At 70.6% G+C, this 12,103-nt stretch carries 12 protein-coding genes and 1 pseudogene; 10 read left to right on the top strand and 3 right to left on the bottom strand.

The window, feature by feature from the left end; translation table 11 throughout:
* Positions 1 to 85 precede the first annotated feature (85 nt).
* Entirely contained in the window at positions 86 to 1,417 is a 1,332-nt protein-coding gene (locus tag QE416_RS04095) for an Nramp family divalent metal transporter (RefSeq protein WP_307313726.1), read from the top strand.
* Between the two features lie 9 nt (positions 1,418 to 1,426).
* Positions 1,427 to 2,062, top strand: coding sequence for a metal-dependent transcriptional regulator (locus tag QE416_RS04100; protein WP_307313727.1), 636 nt, complete (start codon positions 1,427 to 1,429; stop codon positions 2,060 to 2,062).
* 141 nt (positions 2,063 to 2,203) lie between these two features.
* Here QE416_RS04100 and QE416_RS04105 read toward each other — a convergent pair whose 3' ends face one another.
* Positions 2,204 to 3,151 (bottom strand): SDR family NAD(P)-dependent oxidoreductase, encoded by a 948-nt coding sequence (locus tag QE416_RS04105; protein WP_307313729.1) that lies wholly within the window; start codon positions 3,149 to 3,151, stop codon positions 2,204 to 2,206.
* Between the two features lie 191 nt (positions 3,152 to 3,342).
* Between QE416_RS04105 and QE416_RS04110 the strand changes: the two genes are divergently transcribed.
* The 3 genes and pseudogenes from QE416_RS04110 to QE416_RS04120 all read left to right on the top strand — a co-directional run bounded on the left by QE416_RS04110 (position 3,343) and on the right by QE416_RS04120 (position 4,617).
* Complete coding sequence (locus QE416_RS04110; RefSeq protein ID WP_210075832.1) at positions 3,343 to 3,513, top strand: CsbD family protein; 171 nt, start codon at positions 3,343 to 3,345, stop codon at positions 3,511 to 3,513.
* 110 nt (positions 3,514 to 3,623) lie between these two features.
* Positions 3,624 to 4,455: pseudogene (locus tag QE416_RS04115) on the top strand (HAD-IIA family hydrolase).
* Between the two features lie 18 nt (positions 4,456 to 4,473).
* A complete protein-coding gene (locus QE416_RS04120) occupies positions 4,474 to 4,617 on the top strand; it encodes a hypothetical protein (protein ID WP_307313731.1) in 144 nt (47 codons plus the stop codon).
* A gap of 443 nt (positions 4,618 to 5,060) precedes the next feature.
* Here the strand turns inward: QE416_RS04120 and pyrE are convergent, their stop codons facing one another.
* Complete coding sequence (gene pyrE / locus QE416_RS04125; RefSeq protein ID WP_210076888.1) at positions 5,061 to 5,639, bottom strand: orotate phosphoribosyltransferase; 579 nt, start codon at positions 5,637 to 5,639, stop codon at positions 5,061 to 5,063.
* Between the two features lie 354 nt (positions 5,640 to 5,993).
* On the opposite strand from pyrE, the gene QE416_RS04130 reads away from it, so the two are divergent.
* Positions 5,994 to 6,839 (top strand): exodeoxyribonuclease III, encoded by an 846-nt coding sequence (locus tag QE416_RS04130; protein WP_307313733.1) that lies wholly within the window; start codon positions 5,994 to 5,996, stop codon positions 6,837 to 6,839.
* Between the two features lie 257 nt (positions 6,840 to 7,096).
* On the opposite strand, the gene QE416_RS04135 is transcribed toward QE416_RS04130, so the two are convergent.
* Entirely contained in the window at positions 7,097 to 7,669 is a 573-nt protein-coding gene (locus QE416_RS04135) for an NADPH-dependent FMN reductase (RefSeq protein ID WP_307313735.1), read from the bottom strand.
* Positions 7,670 to 7,813: 144 nt separating this feature from the next.
* On the opposite strand from QE416_RS04135, the gene QE416_RS04140 reads away from it, so the two are divergent.
* The 4 genes from QE416_RS04140 (at position 7,814) to QE416_RS04155 (ending at position 12,038) form a co-directional block, all read left to right on the top strand.
* Positions 7,814 to 9,073, top strand: coding sequence for a sensor histidine kinase (locus QE416_RS04140; protein WP_307313737.1), 1,260 nt, complete (start codon positions 7,814 to 7,816; stop codon positions 9,071 to 9,073).
* Positions 9,066 to 9,743 (top strand): response regulator transcription factor, encoded by a 678-nt coding sequence (locus QE416_RS04145; RefSeq protein ID WP_210076878.1) that lies wholly within the window; start codon positions 9,066 to 9,068, stop codon positions 9,741 to 9,743. The genes QE416_RS04140 and QE416_RS04145 overlap by 8 nt, the downstream gene beginning before the upstream one ends.
* Positions 9,744 to 10,014: 271 nt before the next feature.
* Positions 10,015 to 10,899, top strand: coding sequence for an ABC transporter ATP-binding protein (locus QE416_RS04150; RefSeq protein ID WP_307317856.1), 885 nt, complete (start codon positions 10,015 to 10,017; stop codon positions 10,897 to 10,899).
* Positions 10,900 to 10,904: 5 nt separating this feature from the next.
* Entirely contained in the window at positions 10,905 to 12,038 is a 1,134-nt protein-coding gene (locus QE416_RS04155) for an ABC transporter permease (RefSeq protein WP_307317858.1), read from the top strand.
* The last annotated feature ends 65 nt before the right edge of the window (positions 12,039 to 12,103 follow it).

Consider the following 12,103-nt stretch of genomic DNA (forward strand, 5'->3'; position numbering starts at 1 on the left):
TCCGGGACCGCCTCGCGCCCGACGGGTGATCGCCACACCGTGGTCGCCACTTTTCGGTCGCCCGAAATATTGCTACGGTTTCGGGATGCCGAAAAATATGGATGCCGTGGATCGCCGCCACACATCCGGGCGCGCACTTTGGCTGCTCGGACCGGCCATGGTCGCCGGCGTCGCCTACCTCGATCCGGGCAACGTCGCGAGCAACATGACCGCGGGCGCGACCTTCGGCTACCTGCTCGTCTGGGTCGTGGTGCTCGGCAATGTCATGGCCTGGTTGATCCAGTACCTCTCCGCGAAGCTCGGCATCGTCACGGGCGAGAGCCTCCCGCAGGCGCTCGGGCACCGCATCCGCCGGCCCTGGGCGCGTCGTGCGTACTGGCTGCAGGCGGAACTCGTCGCGATGGCCACCGATGTCGCCGAGGTCATCGGTGGTGCCGTCGCTCTGCATCTGCTCTTCGGCATCCCCCTGGTGTGGGGAGGCGCGATCACGGGAGTCATCTCGATGTGCCTCCTGCTCGTGCAGACACGGCGCGGAGCACGGGTCTTCGAGACGGTGCTCATCGGGCTGCTGCTGATCATCGCCGTCGGCTTCACCTTCGGGCTGTTCTTCGCCCCGCCCGAGCCCGCCGGGGTCATCGCGGGTCTCGTTCCGCGGTTCGAGGGCAGCACCTCCGTCCTGCTGGCCGCCTCGATCCTGGGCGCGACGATCATGCCGCACGCGATCTACGCGCACTCCGCCCTCGCCCGCGATCGCTTCGCACCCGCGGGGGCCGATCCGGCCACGCGCGGCGACGGCACCCACCCCCTCGCCGACGCGACCGCCCAGACCCGCGCCGATGCCCTCGCCGAAGCCCGAGGCATCTCGACCCCGCGCCTGCTGCGAGCGACCCGGTGGGACGTCACGATCGCCCTCGCCGTCGCCGGTACCGTCAACCTCGCGATCCTGCTGCTCGCCGCCGCGAACCTCGCCGGGGTCGAGGGCACCGACAGCCTCGAAGGCGCGTACGCGGCTCTGCGCGCGGGACTGGGCCCGCTCGTGGCCACCCTGTTCGCGGTGGGCCTGCTCGCCAGCGGTCTCGCCTCGACCTCGGTCGGCGCCTACGCCGGCGCCGAGATCATGCAGGGGCTCCTGCACGCGCGCATCCCCCTGCTCGCCCGCCGGCTCGTCACTCTCGTCCCCGCGCTGGTGATCCTCGCCCTCGGCGTCGACCCCACCCTCGCGCTCGTGCTCAGCCAGGTCGTGCTGTCGTTCGGCATCCCGTTCGCACTCGTCCCGCTCGTGGCCCTGACCCGTCGACGCGATGTGCTCGGCGACTATCGCAACCGCGCGGCGACCACGGCGGCCGGGGTGCTGGCATCCGTGTTCCTCATCGCCCTCAACGCCCTGCTCCTGTGGTTGGTCTTCACCGGCGGTTAGGCTGACGCTGTGGAATCGCCCGTGGCCGACGACTATCTCAAGGCGATCTACCACCACACCGAGTGGCAGGACAGCCCGATCACGCCCTCGCAGCTCGCGAGCGTGCTGGGCCTGGCCCCCTCGAGCGTGACAGAGATGGTCAAGAAGCTCGCCGCGCAGGGTCTGGTCACGCATCGGCCGTACGGACCGGTGTCGCTGACCCCCGCGGGCGGGTTCCGCGCAGCGGGCGTGATCCGCCGGCACCGCCTCATCGAGACCTGGCTCGTACGCGAGTTCGACTACTCGTGGGACGAGGTGCACGACGAAGCCGAGGTGCTCGAGCACTCCCTGAGCGACCGCCTGCTCGAGGGGATCGACGAACGACTCGGCCGCCCGCGTTTCGATCCCCACGGAGACGCGATCCCGGATGCCGACGGCTCGGTGCACCGCGAGCCCTTCGTGCTCCTCGCCGAGGCGTCGACCGGACACGCCGGACGCGTTCTTCGCGTGAGCGACCGCGACCCCGAACTGTTGCGGGCGCTCGTCGAGAACGGCATCGACGTCGGGCACGAGCTCGAAGTCCTCAGCGACGACGTCGTGCGCGCGGACGGCGTCGAGGTGACGCTGCCGGCCGGCGCGGGCAGTTCGGTCTGGCTCACGCGCTGAGGGTCGGGGGCTCGCCCGGCGTGCGCCGCAGACATCTCGCGCAAGTCGCGGCCGGTGCACGGGAGGGGATCCGGAGAGACGAGGACCCGAGCGAGGTTCTCCGTCGATCCTCCTCCGCTCAGCGGTGGCCCAGGGCCGGATTCAGGATGCCGCGCGCCGAGCCCGATCGAAGGGCCAGCGCACGTGCGTCGCCGTCTCGCACGCGCGCCACAGGTCGGCACCGAGCTCGCTGCCCCGCGTCCGGCGGGCCGGGGTCGCCACGCGCGGGGCTCCGCGGGCGACGAGCGCCGGTCCGTACATCGCGCCGCCCTCGGCGTACGGGTCGACGAGAGCGCGGACGAGGGCCCAGGCCCCCTGCTCCTTGGACTGGGTGATCGGCGCCTGCAGGTTGTCGAGGAAGCGCGTGAGCCGACTCGGCTCGTTGACGCCGCGCACGCCGCGCGTGCGGCCGCTCGTCGAGTAGCCGGGGTGGGCCACGAGGCTCTGAATCGGAACGCCGTGGGCGAGGAGCCTCTTCTGCGCCTCGAGGGCCAACGCGGTCGTCGCGGCCTTCGACTGCACGTAGGCGCGCCACGGCGAGTAGCCCTCGCGCAGCTCGGGATCGGTGGGCACGTGCCGCCAGAGCGACGTCGACATGCTGCCCACCCAGACCATGCGGCCGCGGGCAGCGGCGAGGGGTTTGAGCAGCTCGCCGGCCAGGGCGAAATGGCCCAGCACGTTCGTGGCGAAGACGAGCTCGTGGCCGCCGGCGGTTTGGCGCTCCTTGGGCGGGTGGACGATGCCGGCGTTCAGAAGGAGCCCGTCGAGCCGCCCGCGCGCGCGGGCCGTGGCGGCCGCGGCCCGCACCGAGCCCATGTTGCTGGTGTCGAGCAGAAGCGTCTCGATGCTGGCATCCGGAGTCGAACGCTTGATGGCCGCCTTGGCCGCGGACATCTTGTTGGGGTTCCGGCCGGTGAGCAGCACGTGGGCGCCGGCGGCGGCGAGTTGCTCGCACGCGAAGAAGCCGAGCCCGCGAGTGGCGCCCGTGACGAGATAGGACCGCCCGGAGAGGTTCGGGAGGTTCTCGGGGTCCCATTCGGTTCGCGTCACCCTTCGACCCTAACGAGATCGGGCGCGTCCGTCACGGGTGCATTCCGTGAACGGAATACCCGCGGCGAGAAGTTTTTCGCGACGTCGCGTGACGAATCGCGCTCGGGGTGCGTCTCATCCGTGAGCAACCCGCTCCGTCGCGACGAGATCCCCTCGCCGCCGACGCCGAGACGACGAAGAGGAGTCACATCATGGGTCTCGACGACAAGATCAAGAACGCCGCTCAGGACATCGTGGGCAAGGCGAAGGAAGCGATCGGCAACGCCACCGACAACGACAAGCTCGCCGCCGAGGGCAAGGCCGACCAGGTCAAGGCCGACGCGAAGAAGGCCGGCGAAGACGTGAAGGACACCTTCAAGTAAGTCGGCATCCGCGGTCGGGCGGGCCACGACTTCGGGTCGGGCCCGCCCACGCTCGTCCGCGCACCACCACCCCTGGGAGCGTGTCGGTAGCCGGGTCTAGGCTGGGCCCCATGCGGACCCGAGGCGATATCGAGTGCTGGCTGACCGACATGGACGGCGTTCTCGTCCACGAGAACACGCCCATCGCCGGGGCATCCGAACTGCTCGCCCAGTGGCGGGCCGAGGGAACCCCGTTCCTCGTGCTGACCAACAACTCCATCTACACCCCGCGTGATCTCAGCGCCCGACTCCGGGCGTCCGGTCTCGTCGTGCCCGAGTCCTCGATCTGGACCTCGGCTCTGGCCACCGCCGACTTCCTCCGGTCGCAGATGCCCGGGCGGATCCGCCTTCGTCATCGGCGAGGCGGGGCTGACCACCGCCCTGCACGAGGCGGGCTTCATCATGACCGAGACCACGCCCGACTACGTCGTCGTGGGCGAGACCCGCAATTACTCCTTCGAAGCGATCACGAAGGCGATCCGCTTCATCCGCGGGGGCGCCCGCTTCATCGCCACGAACCCGGATGCCACGGGCCCCTCGACCGAGGGCGTGCTGCCCGCGACCGGAGCCATCGCCGCGCTCATCACCAAGGCCACGGGCAAGGAGCCGTACATCGTCGGCAAGCCGAACCCGATGATGTTCCGCTCGGCCCTCAACCGCATCGGTGCGCACAGCGAGAACACCGGCATGATCGGCGACCGTATGGACACCGACATCGTGGCCGGCATCGAAGCCGGGCTGCACACCGTGCTCGTCATGACCGGCATCAGCGACCAGCGAGAGATCGAGCGCTACCCCTTCCGCCCCGACGAGATTCTCGGCTCGGTCGCCGAGCTCGTGCGCCAGGAGCCCCTCGAGTCCGACCTCGCCGACGGCGAGGAAGGCCTCGAAGCGGGTCTCTGACCCCGACGAGGAGACACCATGGACGACCGTACGCTCTGGCTGATCGTCGCCTTCTTCATCACGGCGGGAACGCTCGTGGCCTTCATCGTGCAGTGGCGCCGTTCGCGTCGCGGCGGCGGGCGGCGAGACCCGTTCGACGGGCCGGGCGACGGGTCGGCCTGAGGCGGGTCGGGCTGAGACGGGTCGGCCTGAGGCGGGTCGGGCTGAGGCGGGTCGGGCTGAGGCGGGTCGGGCTCAGGCGGGTCCCGGCGCGGGGCGCGCCGACGCGGTCGGCTGCTGCGCTCTGGCCGGGCGCCGGGGTGCCGGCATCCGCCATCTCCGTCACCAAAACAGGGGATGCCACCAGAACAGGACGAAACCCCACGAGACGCCCTGTTCTCGTCGCACCACCCTGTTCTCGTAACAACGCGGCGACGCCCCCGGCGGCTGCACCCCGGCCGGGCGCCCAGGGACCGGCATCCACCACCCCGTCACCAAAACAGGGGATGCCACCAAAACAGGACGAAACCCCACGAAACGCCCTGTTCTCGTCGCACCACCCTGTTCTCGTAACAGCGCGGCGACGCCCCGACGCACCGGCCAAGGGTCCGGCGGAGCGGGACTGCTTACTGCGGGGCGAGGCCCAGGTCGTCGAGGTCGATGGATCCCAGCCACTGCAGGCCCTCGGCCTCGATCGCTGCCTGCGCTCCGGTCTTGCGGTCGACGATGACGGCGACAGCGACGACCTCGGCACCAGCGCGGCGCAACGCCTCGACGGCCTTGAGGGCGGACTGGCCGGTGGTCGAGGTGTCTTCGACGACGACGACGCGCTTGCCCTCGACATCGGCGCCCTCGATCTGGCGACCGCGGCCGTGGTCCTTGGGCTCTTTGCGCACGACGAACGCGTCGAGCGGGGTTCCGGCGTGCACCGACTCGTGCATGACGGCGTTGGCGATGGGGTCGGCGCCGAGCGTGAGGCCGCCGACGGCGACGACGCCGTCGAGGTCCTTCACGAGGTCCAGCACCAGACGGCCGATCGCGGGGGCGGCGCGGTGGTCGAGGGTGAGCTTGCGCATATCGACGTAGTACGTCGCCTTCTTGCCGCTCGAGAGGGTGAAGTCGCCGTGGAACACCGCCTCGTCCTTGATGAGGCCGATGAGGGCCTGACGGTCGGCTTCGAGCTCGGGCGTGGAGGCGGTGGTCACGGCGTCGATTCTATTGCCCTGCCCCGCCGCGGACCGGGCCGCTGCCGGGCGCGGGTCTGCGGCATCCGTTGTGCGGAGATTCCGCCCGGCACTCCGCCCCTGCAGCGGCGAACCCGGCGCGCCGCCCGCACACTCCGCACGACGGCCCACCGACCGACCCGGCACGCCGCCCGCACACTCCGCACGACGGTCCTTCAACCGCTCCGGCGCGCCGCCCGCCGTCCCGCGGAGTTCGGCCCCGGCACGCCGCCCCATCGGCGACCCGAACGGCATGTCGGCCACCGACCCCGCGCGACGGGCCGCGACCGTCTCGCCCGCACGGCGATGTCGGCGCACGAAAGTAGGCTGGATGCCATGCGCCTGGCCACCTGGAACGTCAACTCCATCCGTGCCCGCGTCACCCGCACCGTCGAGTTCTGCGTGCGCGAGCACATCGACGTGCTGGCGATGCAGGAGATCAAGTGCAAGACGGAGCAGTTCCCGTACGCCGCCTTCGAGGAGGCCGGTTACCACGTCGCCGCGCACGGGCTGAACCAGTGGAACGGCGTCGCGATCGCGAGCCGTGAGCCGCTCGAGGACGTCGAGATCGGCTTCCCCGGCATGCCCGGGTTCGAGAAGGGCAAAGAGGGGCCCGACCTCCCGCAGGAGGCCCGCGCGATCGGCGCCACCGTCAACGGCGTCCGCGTGTGGAGCCTGTACGTGCCCAACGGTCGCGGGCTCGACGACCCGCACTTCACCTACAAGCTCGACTGGCTCGACAAGCTGCGGCAGTACACGGCCGACACCCTCGCGGCCGACCCCGACCTGCCCCTCGCGCTGACCGGTGACTTCAACATCGCCCCGACCGACGACGACAACGGCGACCCGACGATCGTGCAGGGTGCGAGCACGCACGTCTCGCCGGTCGAACGGGCGGCCTTCGCCGCGTTCGAGACAGCGGGGCTCACCGACGTGGTGCGACCGCTCATCCCCACCGGCTATACCTACTGGGACTACAAGCAGCTGCGCTTCCCGCGCAACGAGGGTCTGCGCATCGACTTCATCCTCGGCTCGCGCGCCTTCGCCGACGCCGTCCACGGCGCCGAGATCCATCGCAACGAACGCAAGGGCGAGGTCCCCAGCGACCACGTCCCCGTCGTCGCCGACCTCGAGCTGTCGGACGCCGACGACGATGACGACCTGCCGATGATCTTCGGCTGAACGCCGAGGTCGCGGCATCCGGAGGCATCCACCCGCGCAGGTGTGTCGATCGGCGTGCCCGCGAGGCACCGGACTCGAACCCACGGCGACAGATTCGGAGCTCAGGCGCCGGATGACCCGCGTCCGCTGCATCCACCCGATTCTGCGGGGCCGCCGCGGTACCCGATCCCCTCGAGAACGCATGGTGCGCGAGGAGTGCACCCCGCGACGCACGACGGCGGGGCCGGAGCGAACCCCGACCCCGCCGTGCGGGAGCGTCAGACCGAGGGCACCTCGGCGGGAGCGGTGCGCTGGACCAGCGTCACCAGCGCCTCGATGATCGAGCGGAGGAACGCGGCGGTCCCCTCGTCGGTGACGGTGCCGTCCTCTTCGAACAGGCCGGGGGTCGACTGGATGTACCCCTCGGGCTGGCCGAGGACCAGGGCGTTGTAGTGCAGGAGCACCGCGCGCAGGTGCTGCTGACCGGCGGCGGTGGCGATACCGCCCTGCGAGGTGCCGATGACGGCGGTGGGCTTGTCGTTGAACGACGCCTCGCCGTAGGGGCGCGCCGACCAGTCGAGCGCGTTCTTGAGCACACCCGGGATCGAGCGGCTGTACTCGGGGGTGACGATGAACACGCCGTCGGCGTCCTCGATCGCCTTCTTGAACTCCGTCGCGACCTCCGGGAAGTCCCCGTCGTAGTCGGGCGAGTAGAACGGCAGATCCTTGATCGGGATCTCCTTCAGGGTCACGCCCTCGGGGGCGACCTTCTCGAGTGCCTTCGCCAGACGGCGGTTGATCGAGGTGCTGGAGATGCTGCCGACGATGTAGCCGATCGTGTAGTCGGTCACGATGATCCTCTTTCTGGACGACGGGGGCGCCGAGCGCCCTGATTCATTCACGTGCAAGCATCACGGTCGAACCTGTATTCCCCCTCCTCTTGACTCCGCCGTGCGGGGGATGCAGGTGTCGCAGGTCGCCTCTAGCGTGGAGGGATGCCACGGATCACGCGCGCGCAACAGCGGAACGACATCGTGCTCGCGGTCGTGCTGCTGCTCGGCGGGTTGCTCAGCGCGGTGTTGTCGTCGGTGTCGGGCCTCTACGGCGACAAGCAGGCCTCGCTCGCCCTCGCGGTGGGCTACGTGTTCGTGCTCGCCGCCCCCATCGCGTTGCGTCGGCGCTGGCCGTCGGTGGTGGCCGTGATCGTATCGTTCGCGTACTTCCTCGCCGTGACCCTCCGCATCCCCGAGATCTACGCCGGGAACATCGCCATGTTCATCGCGCTGTACACGGTCGGCGCGTGGGAGACGAGCCGCCGCCGCGCGACGATCGTGCGCGTCGCCATCATCGTGGGCATGTTCGCCTGGTTGTTCGTGGTGATGTTCCAAGACGCCACGCAACCGGTGGAGGGGATCACCGGAGGCGCGTTCTCGCGCGCCGGCGCCTTCTCGCCGTTCGTCGCCTACCAACTGCTGATGATCGGGATCAACGCCCTCTTCTTCGGGGGTGCGTACTACTTCGGCGACCGTTCGCACCAGCAGATGCGCGAGCGCGCGGCCCTCGAGGAACGCACCGCCGAGCTCGAGACCGAGCGCGAGGTGACCGCGGCGCAGGCCGTCGCCCTCGACCGCGTTCGTATCGCGCGCGAACTGCACGACGTCGTCGCCCACCACGTCTCGCTCATGGGGGTCCAGGCGGGGGTCGCCCGGTCGCTCCTGACGCGTGACCCCGACGCCGCTCGCGAAACCCTGGCGAGCGTCGAGAGTTCCGCGCGCGCCTCGCTGCACGAGCTGCGCCAGCTTCTCGAGACCCTGCGCACGCCCGACGGCGACGCTGCCCCCCAGACCGCGCCCACCACTCACGGGCTGACTTCGATCCAGGCCCTCGTCGACGACGCCACCGCCGCGGGGCTCCCTTCGACCTTCACCGTCGTCGGCGATCCCGCGTGCGATCCCCCTCCCCTCGTGCAGGTGAACCTGTACCGCATCGCGCAGGAGGCGCTGACGAACGCGCGCCGCCACGCGGGGCCGGATGCCAGCGCAGACGTGCGCCTGAGGTTCGAGACGGATGCCGTCGAGCTCGAGATCTCGAACACGGGACGCCGCGGTTCATCGACGCCGGGGCTCGGGCAGCTCGGCATGCGCGAACGCGCGGCCGTCTCGGGCGGGACGATCGAGATCGGGCCGCGCTCGCGCGGCGGCTACCTCGTGCGCGTGCGCGTGCCCCTTACGCCGGCGGGGGTGGCACATGTCTGAGGTGCGCGTGCTGCTGGTCGACGACCACGCCATGATGCGCGCCGGCTTCCGCACGATCCTGTCGCTCGAGCCCGACATCGAGGTCGTGGGCGAGGCGGCATCCGGGCTCGAGGCACTCGCGGCGGCGGCGCGCCTGCGGCCCGACGTGATCTGCATGGATGTGCAGATGCCCGGCATGGACGGCCTCGAAGCCACTCGCCAGCTGACCGCCGACCCCGCCTCCGACGCGGCGGTGCTCATCGTCACGACCTTCGATCGCGACGACTACCTCTTCTCGGCCTTGGCCGCCGGGGCCAGCGGGTTCCTGCTCAAGAACGCGGGCCCGGAAGAGCTCGTCTCGGCGGTGCGCATCGTCGGGGCCGGAGACGCGCTGCTCGCACCCGAGGTCACGCGCCGGGTCATCGAGCGCTTCGCATCACAGGGTGCCGAGGTGCCGGCATCCGCTTCCTCCGAGACGATCGAGCCGCTGCGTCTGACCGAGCCTCTCACCGAGCGCGAGAGCGAAGTGCTGCGGCTGGTGGCCGAGGCGCTCAGCAACGCCGAGATCGCCGCGCGCCTGTTCATCGGCGAGGCGACGGTCAAGACGCACGTGTCGAACCTGCTGCAGAAGCTCGGCGCGCGCGACCGCGTGCAGGCCGTGGTGCTGGCCCACCGGCACGGTCTGGCCTGACGGCGGCGCGGGCGCCAGCCTGGCCGGGGCCGGTCGGGTTGCGCGCCGTGCCCGAACCGCCGCGCCCGCCGAACCGCCGCGCCCGCCGGACCGGGCGCCGTACCGCCGCCGCGAGTCATCTCGGCGATCGAGGATGATCTGGGCGCCTTGCCGCAGCCCCGCGGTGGAGTGGTCCTCCCCCGTGCGGCGGACACGCAGAACCGTCCCGGGGCGGAGGCGACGCGGCATCCGGATCCCTAGCGTGGGAGACATCGAGAAGAAGGGATGCATCGTGCTCCATCTGGACGGCATCACCAAGAGCTACGGCGGACGCCGCGTGCTCGACGGGGTGGGCTTCGACGTCGCCCCCGGGCGCCTCACGGGTTTCGTCGGCGGCAACGGCGCGGGAAAGACCACGACGATGCGCATCGCTCTGGGCGTGCTCGGCAAGGACGCCGGCACCGTCGAGCTGAACGGCGCCCCGGTCACCGCCTCCGACCGCCGTCGCTTCGGGTACATGCCCGAGGAGCGCGGGCTGTACCCCAAGATGAAGGTGGCCGAGCACATCGCCTACCTCGCGAGGCTCCACGGCTTCGGCAAGACGGAGGCGAATGCCAAAGCCACGGCCCTGCTCGAGCGCCTCGGACTCGGCGAGCGCCTGGGCGACCTCATCGAAACGCTCTCGCTCGGCAACCAGCAGCGCGCACAGATCGCGGCCTCGCTCGTTCACGAGCCCGAGGTGCTGATCCTCGACGAGCCCTTCTCGGGTCTCGATCCGCTGGCGGTCGACGTGGTCGCCGGCGTCCTGCAGCAGAAGGCCGCCGAGGGCGCGGCCGTGCTGTTCTCCTCCCACCAGCTCGACGTGGTCGAGCGTCTCTGCGACGACCTCGTCATCATCGCCGACGGCACGATCCGGGCGGCGGGAAGCCGCGAGGGCCTCCGCGCCGAGCACGCGACCCACCGGTACGAGCTGGTCTCGCGCGGTGACACCGGGTGGCTGCGCGACGAGCCCGGCGTGCGCGTGATCGATTTCGACGGCGGCTACGCCCTCTTCGACGCCGACGACGACCTCGTCGCCCAGCGGGTTCTGCGCGAAGCCGTCGGACGCGGCGACGTCGCCAGCTTCTCCCCCCAGCGGCCCACCCTGGCCGAGATCTTCAAGGAGGTCATCCAGTGAGCACCGTGACCACCGCGCCGGCACCGGCACGAAAGACCGCACCGCACCGCGCGCCCGGCGAGGTGCAGAGCATCTGGCTGGTCGCCGAGCGGGAGATCGGCTCGAAGCTGCGCAGCAAGGCATTCGTCATCTCTACCGCAATCCTCATCGTCGCCGCCCTCGCGTCGGTGCTCTGGGGCGGTTTCACCGCTTCGAACGCCAGCGGCAGCGGCATCCCCGTCGCCGTCACCTCGCAGACGCAGGGCGATGTGTCGGGCCTCGACGGACTCGAGGTGACGGTTGCCGACAGCGACGACGCCGCTCGCGCTCTCGTGGCGGACGGGACGGTGGATGCCGCCCTGATCTCGGGCTCGTCGGACTCGGCGTTCGACTTCACCGTCGTGGTGAAGGACAGCGTCCCCTCGACCCTGTTGCAGATGCTGAGCGACACCCCGCCGGTCGACCGGCTCGACCCCGGCTCGACCGCCGCCGACGTGCTGCGGTACTTCATCGCGCTGGCCTTCGGCCTCGTCTTCCTCATCGCCGCGACGACCTTCGGGGGCACCATCGCGCAGAGCGTCGTCGAAGAGAAGCAGACGCGCGTGGTCGAGATCCTCATCTCGGCGATTCCGGTGCGGGCGCTCCTGGCGGGCAAGGTGCTCGGCAACACGATCCTTGCGATGGCGCAGATCGTGCTGCTCGCCGCCGTCGCGGTCGTGGGACTCGCCGTCACCGGCCAAGCGGGGGTGCTCGACGCCCTCGGCGCCCCGATCGCGTGGTTCGCGATCTTCTTCCTCTTCGGCTTCGTGCTGCTGGCGGCGCTGTTCGCCGCGGCCGCCGCGATGGTCTCGCGGCAGGAGGACATCGGAGCGACGACCACCCCGATCACGATGCTGATCATGGCGCCGTATTTCCTGGTGATCTTCTTCAACGACAACCCCGTCGTGTTGACGATCATGTCGTACGTGCCGTTCTCGGCTCCGGTGGGGATGCCGCTGCGCATGTACCTCGGCGACGCGCAGTGGTGGGAACCCGTGCTCTCGCTCCTCGTTCTGCTCGCCTCGTGCGTGCTCGCGATCGGCGTCGCCGCCCGCATCTACCGCAACTCGCTGCTGCGCACGGGGGCGCGCGTCAAGCTCGGCGAGGCTCTGCGGGGCTGACCGGTTCGGGTCCGGTCAGCCGGGCGGGGGTTGCCGTGGCCACGGTGACCCCCGCCCTTTTGCGG

Origin of the sequence: Microbacterium sp. SORGH_AS_0421 (assembly GCF_030818635.1) — a bacterium.
Classification (GTDB): Bacteria; Actinomycetota; Actinomycetes; order Actinomycetales; family Microbacteriaceae; genus Microbacterium.

What these genes read in the sequence shown, in the direction of transcription:
- QE416_RS04095 (WP_307313726.1), top strand. Translation starts at nt 86, where the DNA reads ATGCCGAAAAATATGGATGCCGTGGATCGCCGCCACACATCCGGGCGC.
- QE416_RS04110 (WP_210075832.1), top strand. Translation starts at nt 3,343, where the DNA reads ATGGGTCTCGACGACAAGATCAAGAACGCCGCTCAGGACATCGTGGGC.
- QE416_RS04120 (WP_307313731.1), top strand. Translation starts at nt 4,474, where the DNA reads ATGGACGACCGTACGCTCTGGCTGATCGTCGCCTTCTTCATCACGGCG.
- QE416_RS04130 (WP_307313733.1), top strand. Translation starts at nt 5,994, where the DNA reads ATGCGCCTGGCCACCTGGAACGTCAACTCCATCCGTGCCCGCGTCACC.
- QE416_RS04140 (WP_307313737.1), top strand. Translation starts at nt 7,814, where the DNA reads ATGCCACGGATCACGCGCGCGCAACAGCGGAACGACATCGTGCTCGCG.
- QE416_RS04145 (WP_210076878.1), top strand. Translation starts at nt 9,066, where the DNA reads ATGTCTGAGGTGCGCGTGCTGCTGGTCGACGACCACGCCATGATGCGC.